The organism is Streptomyces sp. BBFR25, assembly GCF_044590125.1.
Lineage (GTDB): Bacteria > Actinomycetota > Actinomycetes > Streptomycetales > Streptomycetaceae > Streptomyces > Streptomyces canus_D.
On record NZ_CP172447.1, the window covers coordinates 725,398 to 740,318 of the forward strand.

General features: G+C 72.2%; 15 protein-coding genes. 5 read left to right on the forward strand and 10 right to left on the reverse strand.

What is annotated here, in order from left to right:
- Positions 1-2: 2 nt before the first annotated feature.
- Positions 3-1,121, reverse strand: a complete 1,119-nt coding sequence (locus ACGH52_RS03040) for a saccharopine dehydrogenase NADP-binding domain-containing protein (protein ID WP_399937374.1) — start codon at positions 1,119-1,121, stop codon at positions 3-5.
- Positions 1,122-1,240: 119 nt separating this feature from the next.
- Here ACGH52_RS03040 and ACGH52_RS03045 point away from each other — a divergent pair, with 119 nt between their 5' ends.
- Complete coding sequence (locus ACGH52_RS03045; protein ID WP_121704586.1) at positions 1,241-1,807, forward strand: TetR/AcrR family transcriptional regulator; 567 nt, start codon at positions 1,241-1,243, stop codon at positions 1,805-1,807.
- A 36-nt stretch (positions 1,808-1,843) separates the two neighbouring features.
- Here the strand turns inward: ACGH52_RS03045 and ACGH52_RS03050 are convergent, their stop codons facing one another.
- Both ACGH52_RS03050 and ACGH52_RS03055 read right to left on the reverse strand, forming a co-directional pair.
- Positions 1,844-2,677, reverse strand: a complete 834-nt coding sequence (locus ACGH52_RS03050; RefSeq protein ID WP_076977820.1) for a PIG-L family deacetylase — start codon at positions 2,675-2,677, stop codon at positions 1,844-1,846.
- Between the two features lie 189 nt (positions 2,678-2,866).
- The gene (locus ACGH52_RS03055; protein WP_399937376.1) at positions 2,867-3,250 is read right to left on the reverse strand and encodes an STAS domain-containing protein; all 384 of its coding nucleotides are present in this window, start codon (positions 3,248-3,250) and stop codon (positions 2,867-2,869) included.
- Between the two features lie 115 nt (positions 3,251-3,365).
- Here ACGH52_RS03055 and ACGH52_RS03060 point away from each other — a divergent pair, with 115 nt between their 5' ends.
- Together ACGH52_RS03060 and ACGH52_RS03065 are read left to right on the forward strand one after the other, a co-directional pair.
- Positions 3,366-3,707: a helix-turn-helix domain-containing protein gene (locus tag ACGH52_RS03060; RefSeq protein WP_193777908.1), complete on the forward strand. Its 342-nt coding sequence runs from the start codon at positions 3,366-3,368 to the stop codon at positions 3,705-3,707.
- Between the two features lie 140 nt (positions 3,708-3,847).
- Positions 3,848-5,737, forward strand: coding sequence for a LamG-like jellyroll fold domain-containing protein (locus ACGH52_RS03065; protein ID WP_399937379.1), 1,890 nt, complete (start codon positions 3,848-3,850; stop codon positions 5,735-5,737).
- Here ACGH52_RS03065 and ACGH52_RS03070 read toward each other — a convergent pair.
- The 4 genes from ACGH52_RS03070 to ACGH52_RS03085 form a co-directional block, all read right to left on the reverse strand.
- Complete coding sequence (locus tag ACGH52_RS03070) at positions 5,721-6,395, reverse strand: histidine phosphatase family protein (RefSeq protein ID WP_076977815.1); 675 nt, start codon at positions 6,393-6,395, stop codon at positions 5,721-5,723. The genes ACGH52_RS03065 and ACGH52_RS03070 overlap by 17 nt on opposite strands.
- Positions 6,396-6,471: 76 nt before the next feature.
- The gene (manD, locus tag ACGH52_RS03075) at positions 6,472-7,713 is read right to left on the reverse strand and encodes a D-mannonate dehydratase ManD (RefSeq protein ID WP_399937382.1); all 1,242 of its coding nucleotides are present in this window, start codon (positions 7,711-7,713) and stop codon (positions 6,472-6,474) included.
- A gap of 53 nt (positions 7,714-7,766) precedes the next feature.
- A complete protein-coding gene (locus ACGH52_RS03080) occupies positions 7,767-8,903 on the reverse strand; it encodes a sorbosone dehydrogenase family protein (protein ID WP_059298982.1) in 1,137 nt (378 codons plus the stop codon).
- Positions 8,904-9,023: 120 nt separating this feature from the next.
- Complete coding sequence (locus ACGH52_RS03085; protein ID WP_121704579.1) at positions 9,024-9,617, reverse strand: dihydrofolate reductase family protein; 594 nt, start codon at positions 9,615-9,617, stop codon at positions 9,024-9,026.
- A 259-nt stretch (positions 9,618-9,876) separates the two neighbouring features.
- Between ACGH52_RS03085 and rox the strand changes: the two genes are divergently transcribed.
- A complete protein-coding gene (gene rox, locus ACGH52_RS03090) occupies positions 9,877-11,355 on the forward strand; it encodes a rifampin monooxygenase (RefSeq protein ID WP_399937385.1) in 1,479 nt (492 codons plus the stop codon).
- Positions 11,356-11,417: 62 nt separating this feature from the next.
- Here the strand turns inward: rox and ACGH52_RS03095 are convergent, their stop codons facing one another.
- The gene (locus ACGH52_RS03095; protein ID WP_399937387.1) at positions 11,418-12,539 is read right to left on the reverse strand and encodes an FAD-dependent oxidoreductase; all 1,122 of its coding nucleotides are present in this window, start codon (positions 12,537-12,539) and stop codon (positions 11,418-11,420) included.
- A gap of 53 nt (positions 12,540-12,592) precedes the next feature.
- Here ACGH52_RS03095 and ACGH52_RS03100 point away from each other — a divergent pair, with 53 nt between their 5' ends.
- Positions 12,593-13,273: a TetR/AcrR family transcriptional regulator C-terminal domain-containing protein gene (locus ACGH52_RS03100; protein ID WP_361464513.1), complete on the forward strand. Its 681-nt coding sequence runs from the start codon at positions 12,593-12,595 to the stop codon at positions 13,271-13,273.
- On the opposite strand, the gene ACGH52_RS03105 is transcribed toward ACGH52_RS03100, so the two are convergent.
- Positions 13,266-13,853: a GNAT family N-acetyltransferase gene (locus tag ACGH52_RS03105; RefSeq protein WP_399937391.1), complete on the reverse strand. Its 588-nt coding sequence runs from the start codon at positions 13,851-13,853 to the stop codon at positions 13,266-13,268. The two genes, ACGH52_RS03100 and ACGH52_RS03105, sit on opposite strands and share 8 nt — an antisense overlap.
- Positions 13,854-13,879: 26 nt before the next feature.
- The gene (locus ACGH52_RS03110; protein WP_399937394.1) at positions 13,880-14,803 is read right to left on the reverse strand and encodes an MBL fold metallo-hydrolase; all 924 of its coding nucleotides are present in this window, start codon (positions 14,801-14,803) and stop codon (positions 13,880-13,882) included.
- Positions 14,804-14,921 lie beyond the last annotated feature (118 nt).

Sequence of the window (14,921 nt, forward strand, 5' to 3'; positions counted from 1 at the left end):
CGTCAGTCCCCTACGAAGGCGCCACCGGCGGTTGTCGCCAGGCCGGGCCCGAGGGCGGCCGCGGGCGTCCAGGCCCCCGGCCGGCCCGATCCACCGGCCAGCAGTTCGGTGACCGTGGCGGTGACGTCGGCCGTGTACGCCATGCCCTCACCCGCGCGGAGCCATCCCTCGCGCCGGGTGCCGTCGGCCCACTCCACGACGGCGTGTCCCCAGGAGTGCTCGCGGGGACGGGGCGCGGCTTTGACCGTCACCGCGCCGAGAAGGCGGACGGCGCGGCGCCGCAGTGCCGGGACGGACAGCAGCCGGCCCAGCAGCGGGAGCAGGGCCCGCAGGAGCGGAGTGGTCGGGGCCAGGGCGGACGTGGCGGTGACGAACGGTGCTCCGCTGACCACGTGCGCCGCCATCAGCTCTCCGGACGCGACACCCGCCGACTTGGCCGAGGTCCCGTCCGGGAAGGCGAGCCGTTGGGGGTCGGCGCCGAGGCGCGCGCTCACCTGCCGTCCGTTCTCGTAACGCCGCCCGCCCGCGACGAGCGCGTCCACGATGCCGGTCGCGAGTGCGGTGCCGAGCGCACCCGCTTCCACCTCCGCCGAGGCCACGGAGTCGACCCGTACCCGGCGCGGCGCGGGGCGCTCCTCGCACAGCTTCGCCACCACCGCCTCCGTCGCCAGCACCCCGAATCCGGCGCCGGTGACCAGGGTGCTGCCCGCCCGTACCGCTTCGTCGTGCAGAGCGAGCAGCCCCTCCACGGCGGCCACGTCGTTGGCCTGGTCGACGTAGTGGCCGCCGCCGGACATGCAGGCACGGGCGATCACCGGTGCCGTGGTGGCGTAGTCGCCCATCGTGTTCACCACCACCCGCGGGCGCCCCCGGACGACCTCGTCCGCGATCCGCTCGGCCGAGTCGGCGACGACGGCCTTCGCGTCCGCGGGCAGACCGGCTTCGGCGCCGACGGCGGCCATCCGCTCCCGGCTGCGCCCCACCGGCACGACCGTCAGCCCCCGGGCGGCAAGACGCGCGGCCACGCCCCGGCCCACCCGGCCGGTCGCCCCGACGATCCACACCTCGTCGTTCGTCCCGTTCCCGTTTTCCGTCCCACTGGCCTTGCCGGTCTCGGTCATGTGTACGCCCCTGCCTGTTCCGGGCCACACCGGGGCCACACCCCAGTGACGACACACTGTGTCATGAGGGCAGGCTAGCACTGACGACACAGCGAGACATCACCTGTTAGAGTCGCCTCATGGCAAGGTGGGATCCGGGTGCCGAGCAGCGCCTGAAACGGGCGGCGCTGGAGCTCTACTCGGAGCACGGCTACGACAACGTGACCGTGACCGACATCGCCGAGCGGGCCGGGCTCACCCGGCGTTCCTACTTCCGCTACTTCCCCGACAAGCGCGAGGTCCTCTTCGGGGGCTCGGAGCGCCTGCCCCCGGCACTGGCGGAAGCCGTTCTGGCCACGGACCCCGACGCGGCCCCGCTCACCGCCGCCCTCGACGCGATGTCCCGCGTCGGCACCCTGCTCGCCGCACAGGTGCACGACGCGGCGGAGCGCCGGGCGGTCATCGATGCCAGCCCCGAGCTGCAGGAGCGCGAACGCACCAAGGCGGCCGCGGTCACCCGGGCGATCCGCGAGGCCCTGGTCCAACGGCAGGTCGAGGCCGACACCGCCGAACTCGTCGCGCAGCTCGCCACGGTGGCCTTCGGCAACGCCTTCCGGCGCTGGATCGACGCCGGGGGGCAGACGAGTTTCGGCAGCTGCCTGGACACGGTGACCGAACGTCTGCGGGCCGCCCTCGCCGAGACGTGAGCGGCGGGCAGTCGGGCAGTTGGGCAGTCGGGCGGGTCAGCGCAGTCCGGCGAAGAGGTCGTTCTCCGGTACGGCCGCACCGGTGGTGTCCCGGACCCGTACGAACGTCTCCATGCCCATCAGCTCGCCGAACCTCTCCTTGCCCATCCTGAGGAAGAAGATGTTCTCGCCCTGGCTGGCGTGCGCGGCCAGCGCGTCGAACTTCTGACCGCTGAACGCGGTGGTGTCGACCCAGGTGGTGATCTCGTCGTCGGGGAGCCCGATCTCGGCCATCGCGGCGGCCTCGGCGGGGTCCGGCTCCGGCATCTCCTCACCGAACTCGCGCATGACCTCGCCGAACCGCTGCATCATCGAGCGGGGCATCGTCGTCCAGTAGACCTTCGGTGTCAGCTCCGTCATCTCCAGGGCCGCCATCGTGATGCGGTGGGCCTGAATGTGGTCGGGGTGGCCGTAGAAGCCGTTCTCGTCGTAGGTGACGACCACGTCGGGCCGGTAGTGCCGCATGAGTTCCGCGAGTCTCGCGGCGCCTTCCTCGACCGGGGTCCGCCAGAAGGAACCGGGGGCGTCGTTGCTCGGCCAGCCCGCCATTCCGGAGTCGGCGTAGTCCAGCATCTCCAGATCGCTGATCTTCAGGACCTCGCGGCTCTCCTCGAGTTCCTGACGGCGCATCAGTGCGACGGCCGCCGGATCGTGCCCCGGATCACCCGGCTTGACACCCCCCGGTCCGTCACCGCAACCGCCGTCGGTACACGTCACGAGCACCGTGCGGACGCCCTCCGCCGCATACCGGGCCAGCACCCCGCCGGTTCCGGTGGCCTCGTCGTCGGGATGGGCGTGCACGGCCATGAGCGTCAAGGGTCGGTTCGTCATGAAAAAGGTCCTCCTGCAGGCATACGTCGCGCTCCGGGTACGGCGGAGGTACGGCGGCCCGGGCAAGCGGCGCCGCCCTCCGACCGTGCAACAGCAGGGGCCGGGCCCGCTGTTCCCGACCGCGTCCCTGTCCGCCACCCGGGGCACCGGCGGTCCGGCGACCGGACGGGGAGCGCCGCCGCAGTAGTCCTAGCAGGCGGCCGCTTCGTCCACCGTCGCCCGCACCTCGATGATCGCGTCGACTCCGGTGATCTCCAGGAGGCGCCGCAACTGCTGCGGCGGCGCGGCCACGCGGAGGTCGACCGCTCGGCGGGTGAGGATCAGCAGATTCAGCAGACTCGAGTCCGCGAAGGTGATGCCGGAAGCCTCCAGCACGACCTTCGGATGCTCCTGGGCCGCGACGCCCAGCACGTCCGCCAGTGGTCCGATCGAGCTCATGTCGTACGAGCCGCGCGCGGCGACGACCCAGGCGCCGTGCCATGCGTACTGATCCATCACGACCTGGTCCAGGGTCCGCGGCAGGCCGGCGTCGGCCTCGTCCGTACGCCCTGTGACCGCCTCATGCCAAGACACCTTCAGGTCCCTCCTGTGTCTCCCGCACGCGGGCCCCACCGATACACGCAGCGCGTAGCACGAAAAGTATGTCACGTATCTGGTTTCACGCAAGGTGCTCCGTAGAATGCACCGCATGGTGGAAGTACCTGAGTCTCACACCGGATGGACGTTCGTCACGAACCACGCGCGGGTGCTGGCGGCGATCGCCGACAACCCGAACATCCGGATCCGTGACATCGCGGCCCGCTGCCGGCTCACCGAGCGGGCGGTCCAACGGATCATCTCCGACCTGGAGCAGGACGGCTACCTCTCCCACACCCGCGACGGGCGCACCAACACCTACCGCATCCAGCCGGACCAGGTCCTGCGCCACCCCGCGGAAGCGGGTCTGACCGTGGCCTCGCTCCTCTCCCTGCTCGTACAGGACGAGACCGACCGCGGCCGGCGCGGCAGTGTTCGAGAGGGACGAAGGTAGGGCCGACCGCGCTTTTGCCGCTCCGCCTCTGGCCGTCGTCGGCCGGGCGGGCGGTGTTCAGCTCGGCGCCATCGGGCGGTCGGGGCGGGTGAGCAGCATGCGGGCTGATCCCCTTCCGTCACCTGGACCGTGGAGCCCCGATGAGCACAGAGGAACAGAGCAGTGGCCGCCGCCATCCCGAAAGACGCGTGTTGTTGCGTGCGGCGGTGGCCGTACCGGCGGCCGGTGCCGTGGTCGCCGGTACGGCCACCGGCCCGGCGGGAGCCGCCGAAGCGGCCGGGTGGTCCGGCGGCCGGTTCGACGCCGACAGTCCGCGGTTCGCGCTGGCGGTGCTGCCCGACACCCAGTACCTGTTCGATGCCGACAGCGCCGATCCCGCACCGCTGCGGGCGACGTTCCGCCACCTCGTCACCGAGCGGGCCGCGGCCAACATCGCGTTCATGACGCACCTCGGCGACGTGACCGAGCACGGCACCGAGGACGAGATCGGGCTCGCGGCCGACACCTTCCGCGTCCTGCACGGCCGGGTTCCGTACAGCGTGCTGGCGGGCAACCACGACATCCGCTCGTCCACCGACGACCAGCGCGGCGACTCCGCCTACCTCTCCGCGTTCGGGCCCGACCGCTACCGGTCCATGTCCACGTTCGGCGGTGCCTCGCCCGACGGCTACAACAGCTACCACCTCCTGCGGGCCGGGGGCCGGCAGTGGCTCGTCCTCGCCCTGGACTGGCGGGTCTCCGACCAGGGACTGGCGTGGGCGCAGGGGGTGCTCGACCGGCACCCGACCCTGCCGGCGGTGCTGACCACGCACGACATCGCCTGGTCCGGGGACGACGGCGAGGCCCGGCTGTCCGACCACGGCCAACGCCTGTGGGACGGCCTAATCAAGGGCAACGACCAGATCTTCCTGGCACTGGGCGGGCACTACTGGCCGCCCGGCCGCACGGTGCTGACCAACGACGCCGGGCACGACGTCCACGTCCACATCACCAACTACCAGGACCGCTACTACGGTGGCGCGGGAATGATCCGCACCTACGGCTTCGACCTGGCGCGCGGGGTCGTCGACGTGGAGACGTTCTCGCCCTGGTTCCTCGCGAGGGACCCCGCGGACCGTTCCCCGCTGGCGGCCGAGACGCTCGAACTCACCGGTCCCGCCGACCGGTTCACCCTCACCGTCGACTTCGACGAGCGGTTCGCCGGCTACGCTGCCCGGCCGGTGCCGGAGCCCCGGCCGGCCCGGGCCGTGATGCCCCGCGGCACGCTCGCCTACTGGCGCTTCGACGCGTCCGGGACCGACGCCGCCCAGCGGCAGGGTGCGCCCCTGGCCGACGGCACCGTGGTGAAGGATCTCACCGGCCGCGGAAACGACCTGACCGTGCGTCGGCTGCACGCCAGTGGCGCCGACGCGCTCACCTGGTCGCGGGACCACCACCGCGGTCAGCCCGCGCACGCCAGCCTCCGCTTCGACGGCGGGCAGGCCCCGGACCGCGGCGCCGTCCTCACCACCGCCCCCGGGGCGGCCCTGAACAGCGAGAAGTTCCCGCGCGGATACACCATCGAGACCTTCGTCCGGCTGCCCGAGCCGTTCGAGGGCGACCACGCCTGGATGGGCATCCTCAGCTGGGAAGGCCGCAACGGCGACGCGGGCAAGACGACCGGCTGGTCCCCGCTGGAGCCGACGTGCAGCCTGAACCTCTCCCCCGAGCGGTTCCTCCAGTTCGTGGTCTACCCGCACCGCCAGGACGCCGACCCCACGTCCTGGAGCCATGCGGTGCCGGTCGGGCGCTGGATGCACATCGCCGTCGTCAACGACGGCCGCCGCACGGTGATGTACGTGGACGGCTCGAAGATCGCGCGCAATCCGACGCAGCCGTCGACCGGCATCGCGACCCTCGGCAAGCCCTTCGTCCTGGGCGGCACGCAGTTCGACGAGCGGTTCGGGCAGGGCTTCTACGGCTGGATGGGCGACACCCGGATCGTGGGGCGGCCGCTGCCGGTGCGGGAGTTCCTCACTCCCCTCGGCTGAGCTGCTCCACGGTGGCTCCGGTGGGGTCGTCCGGGCCCGGCGTGAGGGGCACGGGCCCCAGGGACTCGCCCTCCCAGAGCAGCGCCCGCCAGCCCTGCTCGGGCGAGCCGGAGAGGATGACGATCCCGGTGTTCGCCAGGGGGTGCTGCTTGGCGTAGTCGACGTCCACGTTGTCGGCGCGCGCCGCCACCCACATGCGGATCGCGGCGCCGTGGCTGACCAGTGCGACGGTCTGCGCACCGGTCGCGTGGGCCTCGGCCACCACGGCGTCGAAACGGGCGAGTGCCTCCACCCCGTTCTCGCCCCCGGGCATACGCGGCCGGACGTCCCCCGCGGACCAGGCGAACGCGGTGTGCATGTAGATGCGCGCCGCGTCGTCGTCGCCGCGCATCTCCAGATCGCCGGCGGTCAGCTCCCTGATTCCGGCCCGGACCCGGACCTCGAGGCCGGTCGCCGAGGCCAGCGGGGCGGCGGTCAGCTGCGTGCGTACCAGCGTCGACGCGTACAGCGCGTCGATCTTCTCGGACGCCAGGGCGTCGGGCAGCGCCGCCGCCTGTTCCTGGCCGAGGGCGGTCAGACCGGGACCCGGCTCGGCCGTGTCCAGGAGGTGCTTGAGGTTGGACGGGGTCTGGCCGTGCCTGATGAGCAGGAGACGCATGCGACGGGGACTTTCTGCGGGACGACGGGACGACGGGGCCTCTCCACTCTGCCACGCGCCACGGGTGTCCCGGGTCTCACCAGTCGTGCACCGTGCCGTCCGCGAGACGGTTCACGGGCAGGTAGGCGGGTTCGTAGGGGAAGCGGGCCGCGGCCTCGTCGTCGAGTTCGACGCCGAGGCCGGGGGCGTCGCCGGGGTGCAGGAGGCCGTCCTCGAAGCGGTAGGAGGTGCGGAAGACCTCCAGCGTCTCGGGGGCGTGCCGCATGTACTCCTGGATGCCGAAGTTGTGCACGGCGAGGTCGAGGTGGAGGGCGGCCGCCATGCCCACGGGGGAGATGTCGGTCGGGCCGTGCATGCCGGACCTGATGCCGTACACGGCGGCCATGTCGAGCAGTTTGCGTACGGCGGTGATGCCGCCGGTGTGCGTCACCGCCGAGCGGACGTAGTCGATCAGCCGTTCCTGGAGGAGCGTGGTGTAGTCGTGGACGGAGTTGAAGACCTCCCCGATGGCCAGGGGTGTGGTGGTGTGCTCCCGGATCAGCCGCAGCGCGCCCTGGTCCTCGCCCGGGGTCGCGTCCTCCAGCCAGAAGAGGTCGTAGGGTTCGAGGTCCTTGCCTAGCCGCGCCGCCTGGATGGGCGTCATGCGGTGGTGTCCGTCGTGCAGCAGCGGGAGTTCGGGCCCGAAGGTGTGCCGGACCGCTTCGAACACGGTGGGCATGTGGCGCAGGTAGGCGCGGGTGTCCCAGGTCTCCTCGGTGGGACGCGGGTGGGCGGTGCCGGTGCGACGGGCGGGCTCGTAGTCGTAGCGGTCCCCGTCGCCCGCGGCGGAGGCGGCGACGCCGTAGACGGAGTCGAGGCCGGGGATGCCGCTCTGGATGCGGACGGCCCGGAAGCCGTCCGCCAGGTGCTCGCGCACCGAGTCGAGCAGTTCGGGTATGTCCCGGCCGGAGGCGTGGCCGTAGGCGAGGGCGCCGGTGCGGCAGGCACCGCCGAGGAGTTGGTACACGGGCATGCCCGCCGCCTTGCCCTTGATGTCCCACAGGGCGGTGTCCACGGCGGCGACGGCCGCCATGGTGACCGGGCCCCGGCGCCAGTACGCGCCCCGGTACAGGTACTGCCAGGTGTCCTCTATGGCGTGCGCGTCCCGCCCGAGCAGCAAGGGGGCCACGTGCTCGCGCAGGTATGCCTCGACGGCCAGTTCGCGCCCGTTGAGGGTGGCGTCGCCGAGGCCGGTGAGCCCGTCCTCGGTGGTGATGCGCAGGGTGACGAAGTTGCGCCCTGGGCTGGTGACGACGACATCGGCAGCGGTGATCTTCACGGGGGCGGTGCTCCTTCCGAGGCGCGAGCCCGGTGGTCAGGCCGGTGCCGTGATCACGCCGGGTCGACGCGGGACACCGTACCCCCGATGGCGAGGACGTACAGCTCGCCGTCGCCGCCCTGGGCGAAGGACACGACCTCTCCGCCGTTCACCCCGAGGTCGTGCTCGGCGGTCACCTCGCCGTTCTCGATCTCCAGGGAGCGCAGGGTGCCGTCGCAGTAGTCGCTGTAGACGTACTGCCCCTCGAGGTCCGCGATCGCCTCGCCGCGGTACACGTAGCCGCCGGTGACCGAGCAGCCGAGGCCGGTGCGGTCGTACTCGTGGACCGGCGGAACGTGGTTGGCGGGCTCGGTGCCGCCGCGGAAGGGGTGCGTGCCCTCCATCTGCGACCAGCCGTAGTTCTCGCCGCCCGCGCTGCTCGCGGGCGCCCAGTCGATCTCCTCCCAGTCGCTCTGGCCGACGTCGCCGATGAGCAGGTCGCCCGTTGCCGAGTCGAAGGAGAACCGCCACGGGTTGCGCAGGCCGTAGGCCCAGATCTCGCCCTTGGCGTTCGGGTCGCCGACGAAGGGGTTGTCCTCCGGGATCGCGTACGGGTCGCCGCCCTGGGGGTCGATGCGCAGCAGTTTGCCGAGCAGGGTGTCGAGCTTCTGGCCGTTGCCCTCGGGGTCGCCCCCGCCGCCTCCGTCGCCGAACGCGATGTAGAGGTGGCCGTCGGGGCCGAACTTGATGTCGCCGCCGTTGTGGTTGGACTCGGGCTGCTCCTGGGTGAGGACCGTCCGCCGGGTGTCCTCCTGGACCGTGCCGTCCTGGACGGCGAACTCGTCGACGGTGCTGGTGCCCTGGAGGTCGGTGTAGGAGAGGTAGAGGTGCGCGAAGTCCTGGTCGAACGCCAGGCCGAGCAGGCCGCGTTCGCCGTCGGTGGTGGTCTCGTCGGAGATGTCGAGCACGGGTTCGCCGAGTCCGTCGCCGTCGAGGATCCGGACGGTGCCCGCGCGTTCGGCGATCCACACCGTGTCCTTCGGTCCCGCGGCTCCGGCCGTCGGGTTCTCGGCCCGGGCGACCTCGGTCAGCACGACCTGCGCCGCGTCGCCCGGGGCGCGGGACTCGTCGGCGGACGCCGTGGCCAGAGCCAGGGTTCCGACGAGTCCCAGCGTGCCGATGATCGCCGATATTCGGGTGCGAACTTTCACCATGGCCTCCCGGAGGCGGTGAGTGGGGGGAAGTTCCGTCGCCGGCCACCACCGAGGATACGGGGCCACACCGTTCTGGCCTAGACCAATACGCGCTTCTTCCGGCCGACTTGGGGCCCTCTAGGACGCGTCCCGGCCGCCGGCCGGGGGCGGTCCGTCCAGGACCGTGGGAACGTACTCCAGCAACTGGAGCCGGCCGTCGAAGGTGCGGCTCTCGACGAGGTCGAGGGTGACGTCCGGGTACGCGTCGAAGATCCTCTCCTTGCCGGTCGCACCGGTGATGACCGGGAAGACGACCACGCGGAAGCGGTCGACCAGACCGGCTTCGAGCAGCGACCGGCACAGGCTGAGACTGCCGAGGGTGCGCAGGGGCCGCGTCCCGTCCCGTTTCATGTCCCGCACGGCCGCGACGGCGTCGCCCGGGACCAGTTCCGTGTTGGCCCAGGACAGCGGGGGCCGGAGGGTCGAGGAGAACACCACCTTGGGCATCCCGGTCAGCCAGGCGAACCCGGGATCGTCGGGCATCTCGCGGGCGAATCCGGACATCAGCCGGTACGTCGTGGCGCCCATGAGGCTGGTGTGCCGCTTCTCGTCGTCCCCGTCGAGCCAGGCGAGGTACTCGGGCCCCTCCATGCCCCAGAATCCGGGCCAGCCCTCGGCGGACGCGTAGCCGTCGAGCGAGATGATGAAGTCGACCATGAGGCTTGATGACATCGGTCTGTCCCTCCTGCGGCAGGTAAGCCGGGTGTGCCTACCGGATACGACCGTCGCCGGGCCCGGAAGTCATCGAAAAGGAGTGGACGGGGTGACGCCCGCAACGGTTGACTCCCCCTGGACCGTGACACCGCCCGAGGAGGTGAGACCCATGAACGCTGTATCGACGTGGGTGCTCCCCCTTCCCGTCATGGCCGGCGACTGACGCGGTGTCGCCGGGAGCGCCTCGACCACAAGGCACTCCCGAAAGGCCACACCCATGGACTCTGGGCAGTTCACCGCCGAGCCGTCGTCCAACGACACGGCCGGGCACGATTTCGACGTGATCATCGCCGGTTGCGGGCCGACCGGCGCGATGCTGGCCGCGGAACTGCGGCTGCACAAGGTGCGGGTACTCGTTCTGGAGAAGGACACCGAGCCCGTGTCGTTCGTCCGCATCGTCGCGCTGCACATGCGCAGCATCGAGCTGATGGCCATGCGCGGACTGCTGGACCGTCTCCTGCGGCACGGCAGACGGCGTCCGGTCGGCGGGCTCTTCGCCACCATCCCCGCGCCCGCGCCCGCGGGCCTGGACTCCGCGTACGCCTATCTGCTGGGCATCCCGCAGCCGGTCGTCGTACGGCTCCTGGAGGAGCACGCGGTCGCCCTGGGCGCGCGGGTCCGGCGCGGGGTCCCGGTCGCGGGTTTCGAGCAGGACGACGAGGGCGTCACCGTGGAGCTGGCCGACGGTGAACGGCTGCGGGCCCGCTACCTGGTCGGCTGCGACGGCGGGCGCAGTACGGTGCGCAAGGTGCTGGGTGTCGGCTTCCCCGGCGAGCCCTCGCGGAACGAGACGCTGATGGGCGAGATGGAAGTGGGTGTGCCCCAGGAGGAGATCGCCGCCGGGGTGGCCCGGGTCCGCGCGACCGAGCAGCGGTTCTGGCTGCGCCCCTTCGGCGCGGGTGTGTACAGCGTCGTGGTCCCCGCCGCGGGAGTCGGCGACCGCGCGGAACCTCCCACCCTCGACGATTTCCGGCAGCAGCTGCGCGCCGTCGCGGGCACCGATTTCGGCGTGCACTCCCCGCGCTGGCTGTCCCGCTTCGGGGACGCCACCCGGCTGGCCGAGCACTACCGGGTCGGCCGGGTGCTGCTGGCGGGTGACGCGGCGCACATCCATCCGCCCACCGGCGGACAGGGGCTCAATCTGGGCCTCCAGGACGCGTTCAACCTCGGCTGGAAACTGGCCGCCCGGATCCGCGGCCGGACGCCGGAGTCCCTGCTGGACACCTACCAGGGCGAACGCCGTCCGGTCGCCGCCGACGTGCTGGACAACACCCGCGCCCAGACGGAGCTGCACTCCGCCGAACCGGGCCCGCGGGCCGTGCGCAGGCTGCTCACCGAGCTGATGGACATCGACGAGGTGAACCGCCGTCTCACCGAGAAGATCACCGCGATCGGCATCCGCTACGACTTCGGCGAGGGCCCCGACCTCGTCGGCCGCCGCCTGCCGGACATCGAGGTGGCGCAGGGCCGCCTCTACGGTCTGCTGCACCGCGGTCGCGGCCTGCTGCTGGACCGCACCGGACGCCTGACCCCCGGCGGCTGGTCGGACCGGGTCGACCACCTCGCGGACCCCACCGCGGCACTGGACGTCCCGTGCGTGCTGCTGCGCCCGGACGGCCACGTCGCCTGGATCGGCGACGACCGGCAGGACCTGGAGCGGCACCTGTCCCGCTGGTTCGGCGAGCCCACCGGCTGACGCGACCCCGGCGGCCGGAGCGGCCCCCCTCCCATTGAGCGGGGGCCGGAGCGGCCTCCCGCTCAACGGGACGGCTGGACCTGGTCGAAGACGGCGAGGGCCGCGGCGGGGTCCGGGCTCACCAGCCGTTCCAGACCGGCCGCCGTGATCCTCGCCCACCGTTCGGCCCGAGCCCACATCCGCTCCTCGAAGGCGCGGACGGCCTCGTCCGGGTCCGCGGGCCCGGCGGCGAAGGCCTCGGCGAGTTCGGCGCCCTCCAGCAGGGCGAGGTTCGCGCCCGCCCCCAGGGGAGGCATCAGATGGGCGGCGTCGCCCAGGAGCGTCACCCCGGGGACATGGGTCCAGGTGTGGGACACGGGCAGGACGTACAGGGGGCGGTGGGCGAAGACGGCGCCGTGGCGCAGGAGGTCGAGGACGGGCGCGGTCCAGCCGTCGAACAGGGCCGACAGCTCCGACCGCACGGCGTCGGCGTCCGTCAGGTCCAGGTGGGTGTGCCAGTCCAGCGGCGCGCGGAACTGGGCGTACGCCTTGACCTGGCCGCCGCTGCCGCGCTGGGCGACGAACGCCCGGTTCACGCCGTACACGGCGACGGATCCGTCGCCGACCAGGCGGGCGAGGTCGGGGTGGCGGGTGTCGATGTCGTCCAGTGAGGTCTCGATCGCGGTGACGCCGGTGTAGTGCGGCGTCACCGGCGAGACCGCCGGGCGGGTGCGGGACCAGGCGCCGTCCGCGCCGACCACGAGGTCGAACGTCTCCTGCCGCCCGTCCTCGAAGTGCACCAGGACGCCGTCCCGGGTCCCCGGCACCACCTTCGCCACACCCTGCCCCCACCGGACGTCGAGGGGGCCGAGCAGCAGGTCACGGAGCTGCCCGCGGTCGATCTCCGGATTGGCCCGCTCGTCCGGACCCGGTCGCCAGTCGCGCAGCACGGTCCCGTCCGTGTCCAGGATGCGCATGGCCTGCCCCTCGGGGCGGGACAGGGCCCAAAACTGCGCGAGCAGCCCCGCCTTGTCCATGGCCAGCTGGCCCAGCCCTTCGTGCAGGTCGAGTGTGCCGCCCGCGGGGCGGGCGTCGGGGGCGGGATCGCGTTCGAGGACCGTGACGGGGTGGCCGTGGCGGTGCAGCACGCGGGCGAAGGCGAGTCCCGCGGGGCCGCCACCGACCACGGCGATACGTTGTCTCATGTCGATACACCGTATTGTCACCGTACGCCGTACCGCAACAGTACGGTGGGAGCATGACTGTCTGGGACCGGCCGGAGCCGCCGAACCGCCCTGTGCCGCTCGACCGGGAGCGGATCGTCGCCGCCGCGGTCGCGCTCGCCGACGAGGGCGGGCTGGCGGCGGTGTCCGTACGCAAGGTGGCCGCCCGGCTGGACGCCGGCCCGATGCGGCTGTACGGATTCATCTCCACCAAGGACGAGCTGTTCGACCTGATGGTGGACGCGGTGTACGCCGAGATCCTGCCCGAGGAGCGGCCCGGTGACTGGCGCGAGGCGCTGGGCGCGCTCGCCCACCGCACCAGGCGGGCCGCTCTGCGACACCCGTGGCTGGCCGATCTGCTCGGCGGCCGACCCGCCCTGGGCCCGAACGGCCTCGCCGTGAGCGAGGCGACGCTGGCCGCCCTCGACGGCCTCGCCGACGTCGACACGGTCATGCGTGCCGTGGAGACGGTCAGCGCCTACTTCACCGGCGCGATCAGGCGCGAGGTCGCGGATCTGCGGGCCGAGCGCGACACGGGGCTGTCCAAGGCCGAGTGGCAGCGCGCCCGTGGCCCTCACATGACGAAAATGCTGGCCACGGGCCGTTTTCCGGCGCTGGCCAAGGCCGTGCACGACGGCACGCACGTGGACGCCGAGGAGTCCTTCGCGACCGGCCTGGAGTGGGTGCTCGACGCCGTGGCCGCCAGGCTCACCTGAGCGCCATGGCCATGTAGAGGGCCTGTTCGCCCGACGCGGGTGTGCCGTCGTAGAGCGCCGTGTCCAGTCCGCAGAAGCGCAATCCCATACGCCGGTAGGCGTGGATCGCCGGCGCGTTGACGTGGGTCACCTCCAGCCAGAGGTGGTCCGCCCCGCACGCGCGGGCGAACTCGACGGCGTGGCCCATGAGTCCGCGGCCGACACCCCGGCCCCGGTGGGCCGGAGCGACCTCGATGTCCTCGACGGTCAGCCGCCGGTTCCAGGACGCGTAGGAGACGGCGGCGAAACCCACCGGCCGGCCGTCCGCGCCGACGGCGACGAACGTACGCCCGGCGTCGTCGCCCCCGGGCGTGGGGCCCTCGGCGTCCTCGGTGTCCCGGGGCGGGAAGACCTTGCGCAGGGGCGGGTCGACCGGGATCTCCCGGAGGGTGAAGCCTTCGTCGGTGACGGTCACCCGGAAGACGGTGTCGGTGGTGAAGGACCCGTCCAGCGCGTGGAGGGCGTCGATGTCCTCCGGCCGGGCCGTGCGGTACTCGTAGCCCCTGTCGTCGTCGTAGTCCCTGTCATCGTCGGTCGTCATGGCACGAACCTACGACGTGCCCGCCCTCACCGGAGCCGGGCGGGACCGGCGGGGACGGGCAGGAGCCGGTAGGCGTCCTCGTGCGTGACGACGCGGCCGGCGGTGGGCGGCGCGAAGTGGGTGCCCAGGACGAGGGTGTCCGTGTCGGCGAGCGAGCCGAGCAGCGCGCGGCGGGAGGCCTCGGACCGTTCGGGGTCGATGTCGACGCAGGCTCCGACGGCGGGGTGGGCGAGCTGGACGGGGTGGTGGACGCAGTCGCCGGTGATCAGGGCCGTCCGGCCGCGGCTGGTCAGCTCGACGGCGAGGTGGCCGGGCGTGTGCCCGGGGGTGGGGATCAGGCGCAGGCCCGGGACGACCTCCAGGCCTTGGGCGGGGACGTCGACGAGGTCGAGCAGCCCCGCCTCCTCCACCGGGAACACGGAGTCGCGGAACATCTGCCTGCGCGCCTCGTCCATGTCGTACCCGGCCCAGAACTCCCGCTCGGTGCGGGAGGTCAGGTAGCGGGCGTTGGGGAAGGTGGGGACCCATTTCCCGTTCTCGCGCCGCGTGTTCCAGCCGACGTGGTCGGCGTGCAGGTGGGTGAGGATCACCAGGTCGACGGAGTCCGGGGGGAATCCGGCGTCGGTGAGGCGCCGGAGGAAGTCGGTGCGCAGGTCGTGCCAGGCGGGGTTGGCCCGCTCCTTGCCGTTGCCGATGCCGGTGTCCACCAGGATGCGCGACCCGCCGACGGTGAACGCGAAGCTGTGGCTGTCGATGCGCAGGGTGCCCTCGTCGTCGGCGAAGTCGGGGCGCAGCCAGTGCTGTCCGGCGACGAGGTCCGGGGTGGCGTCGGGCAGCAGCCAGGAGCCGGTGGCGGCCGGCAGGGCGACCTCGTCGATGCGGTGCACGGGGACGTCTCCCACCGTCCAGTACGGGGCTGTGGTCTGGTCGGTGGCCGGAGCGGTGGTCATGATCGGTCGCTTCCTTCGGAGTGCTGCCGGTGGGCACGGGAACGCCCCCTCGACACTAAACGCTAAACGCAATCTTTTTGCTTTTAACCACCGTAGGACCTACAGTCCACCTAACGCA

What these genes read in the sequence shown, in the direction of transcription:
- ACGH52_RS03040 (WP_399937374.1), bottom strand. Translation starts at nt 1,121, where the DNA reads ATGACCGAGACCGGCAAGGCCAGTGGGACGGAAAACGGGAACGGGACG.
- ACGH52_RS03045 (WP_121704586.1), top strand. Translation starts at nt 1,241, where the DNA reads ATGGCAAGGTGGGATCCGGGTGCCGAGCAGCGCCTGAAACGGGCGGCG.
- ACGH52_RS03050 (WP_076977820.1), bottom strand. Translation starts at nt 2,677, where the DNA reads ATGACGAACCGACCCTTGACGCTCATGGCCGTGCACGCCCATCCCGAC.
- ACGH52_RS03060 (WP_193777908.1), top strand. Translation starts at nt 3,366, where the DNA reads ATGGTGGAAGTACCTGAGTCTCACACCGGATGGACGTTCGTCACGAAC.
- ACGH52_RS03065 (WP_399937379.1), top strand. Translation starts at nt 3,848, where the DNA reads ATGAGCACAGAGGAACAGAGCAGTGGCCGCCGCCATCCCGAAAGACGC.
- ACGH52_RS03070 (WP_076977815.1), bottom strand. Translation starts at nt 6,395, where the DNA reads ATGCGTCTCCTGCTCATCAGGCACGGCCAGACCCCGTCCAACCTCAAG.
- ACGH52_RS03085 (WP_121704579.1), bottom strand. Translation starts at nt 9,617, where the DNA reads ATGTCATCAAGCCTCATGGTCGACTTCATCATCTCGCTCGACGGCTAC.
- rox (WP_399937385.1), top strand. Translation starts at nt 9,877, where the DNA reads ATGGACTCTGGGCAGTTCACCGCCGAGCCGTCGTCCAACGACACGGCC.
- ACGH52_RS03095 (WP_399937387.1), bottom strand. Translation starts at nt 12,539, where the DNA reads ATGAGACAACGTATCGCCGTGGTCGGTGGCGGCCCCGCGGGACTCGCC.
- ACGH52_RS03100 (WP_361464513.1), top strand. Translation starts at nt 12,593, where the DNA reads ATGACTGTCTGGGACCGGCCGGAGCCGCCGAACCGCCCTGTGCCGCTC.
- ACGH52_RS03105 (WP_399937391.1), bottom strand. Translation starts at nt 13,853, where the DNA reads ATGACGACCGACGATGACAGGGACTACGACGACGACAGGGGCTACGAG.
- ACGH52_RS03110 (WP_399937394.1), bottom strand. Translation starts at nt 14,803, where the DNA reads ATGACCACCGCTCCGGCCACCGACCAGACCACAGCCCCGTACTGGACG.